This window comes from Photobacterium sp. Ph5, assembly GCF_022129445.1.
Lineage (GTDB): Bacteria > Pseudomonadota > Gammaproteobacteria > Enterobacterales > Vibrionaceae > Photobacterium.
Map to the genome: position 1 here is coordinate 1 of NZ_JADQAQ010000110.1, position 2195 is coordinate 2195.

The 2195-nt window shown below is 41.0% G+C and carries 2 protein-coding genes; one reads left to right on the forward strand and one right to left on the reverse strand.

Annotation, left to right across the window (positions count from 1 at the left end):
- Window positions 1–309: 309 nt before the first annotated feature.
- Complete coding sequence (locus I3259_RS20130) at window positions 310–882, forward strand: UPF0149 family protein (protein WP_105060577.1); 573 nt, start codon at window positions 310–312, stop codon at window positions 880–882.
- Between the two features lie 107 nt (window positions 883–989).
- Here the strand turns inward: I3259_RS20130 and nadA are convergent, their stop codons facing one another.
- Window positions 990–2045, reverse strand: a complete 1056-nt coding sequence (gene nadA / locus I3259_RS20135) for a quinolinate synthase NadA (protein WP_238031439.1) — start codon at window positions 2043–2045, stop codon at window positions 990–992.
- Between the last annotated feature and the right edge of the window lie 150 nt (window positions 2046–2195).

Here is a 2195-nt window from a genome sequence, read left to right on the forward strand (position 1 = left end):
GTATACACACTTTCCAGGCGTGCTCCTTCAGCCACTCGGACACCTCACCACATTGCGTTAATTGGCACTGCCTCTTAACGGACGGCTACTATATTGTGCTAAAGGTATTAGGTCAAGATAAAACTGAAAGCATCGCATTAAGTGTCTACTTTTAAAACAAATTTGATACTTACACGAAAATATCTCATCGCGTCTCTATTTTGACCTAACGAGGCTGTTACAATAAGCAACTAATACTTGATTACTCTTTCGTTGATCGTTAAATAGGTCAAGGAATATCCTAACAATGATTAAATAGAGACTCTTTATATGTCTTCAAAACTTAGCGTCATTTTGCAAGATCAACAGCTTGCCGAACTACTGCTCAACGAAGCGCAAACACGTGGCTTTGTCACTGCAATGGCTGCAGCACCTAATATTATTGCCCCAACAGAATGGTTAGCTTTTTTATGGGGTGGAGAAGAAACATCTCCTTTTAGTACCCATGAAGAATTAGAAAACTATGCCAATGCAATCATCGATATTTTAAATGAAGCACGTACTACTCTCTATGACAACACATGGCAATGGCCTGAAGGCTGTGCACTAGACGATAGCCAAATTGTCACAGAAGCGACCAGTAACTTCTGTGAAGGTATGCTTCAGGGTTGGCAACTTGCGCGTGATGATTGGGAAACCATTATGCCGCCAGAGAGTGAAGATAATGCTCTACTAGGTGGCGTATTGCTTTCTTTCAGCCTACTGTTTGATCCTGAAACAGCACTTGAAGCATTGAAAGAACAAGATGCTGATGCCTTAGCACAATTTGAAGAGATCTTTAATGCCATTCCTGTAATGCTATGTGGCTTAACACAACGTGGCGCAATGTTAGTTCAAGACTAACAATAAACACACTCCCCTAAAATAAAGAAGGCGAACATCTCTGTTCGCCTTCTTTTTTTATGCTCTTTTGTTACTAATCGATGCTAATAAAACAAAAAGTTTAAGCATTACCTTTTTACTTTTAGCTGTAATTCAGCCGCAAAATTTAGCATTCGGTTTAACGGGATCAGTGATTTTTCACGTAGCGATTCATCAACAAAAATTTCATGCTGCTCACCACCGTCATTTAATGCGGTATAAATCGCTTTCAAACCATTCATTGCCATCCACGGACAATGTGCGCAGCTACGACATGTTGCACCAGCGCCCGCTGTCGGAGCCTCTACTAATTCTTTCTCTGGCACCATTTGCTGCATCTTAAAGAAAATACCTTTATCCGTGGCTACAATAAGCTTCTGATTCGGTAGCTCTTTCGCGGCTTTAATAAGCTGGCTTGTTGAACCCACGGCATCGGCTAATGCGACAACACTCGCAGGTGATTCTGGGTGAACAAGAATAGCGGCGTCAGGATATAAGTGTTTCATATCACGTAGGGCTTTAGCTGAAAACTCGTCGTGAACAATACATTCACCCTGCCATAGCAGCATTTCTGCACCCGTTTTCTTCTGAATATAAGAACCTAAGTGACGATCCGGACCCCAAATAATTTTTTTATCTTCGCTATCTAAATGCTCAACAATCTCAAGTGCAATACTTGATGTTACAACCCAATCAGCACGTGCTTTTACTGCAGCAGACGTATTGGCATAGACAACAACAGTATGATCGGGGTGATCATCGCAAAACTCGCTAAATGCATCAATAGGACAACCTAAATCAAGCGAACATTCAGCATCTAAGGTTGGCATCAACACATGCTTTTCTGGTGTAAGGATCTTGGCAGATTCTCCCATAAAGCGTACACCACAAATAATTAAGGTGGTGGCTGGATGTTGATTACCAAAACGAGCCATTTCTAGTGAATCACCAACAAAACCGCCAGTTTCTTCAGCCAATGCCTGTATTTCAGGATCGGTATAATAATGCGCCACTAATACTGCATCTTTTTCCTTTAGCAATTGTTTGATTTGCTGAATATATTGCTGCTTTTCAGTATCAGTTAGTCGGGCAGGTTTTGGTGGAAACGGATATACCATCTCTGATGGATCAAATGTAATACTCATTTTTCACTTGCTCATTAGCATTCCTTTAGTGTCCGAACATTATACGCTGGATTTTCCAAATTTCACCTTTAACCAACACAGCTTCGACTTCGCAGTAACAAAAATGTATGGTCCGCCCCGTTATTGCAACTACAATATTAGTAATAACGG

What these genes read in the sequence shown, in the direction of transcription:
- I3259_RS20130 (WP_105060577.1), top strand. Translation starts at nt 310, where the DNA reads ATGTCTTCAAAACTTAGCGTCATTTTGCAAGATCAACAGCTTGCCGAA.
- nadA (WP_238031439.1), bottom strand. Translation starts at nt 2,045, where the DNA reads ATGAGTATTACATTTGATCCATCAGAGATGGTATATCCGTTTCCACCA.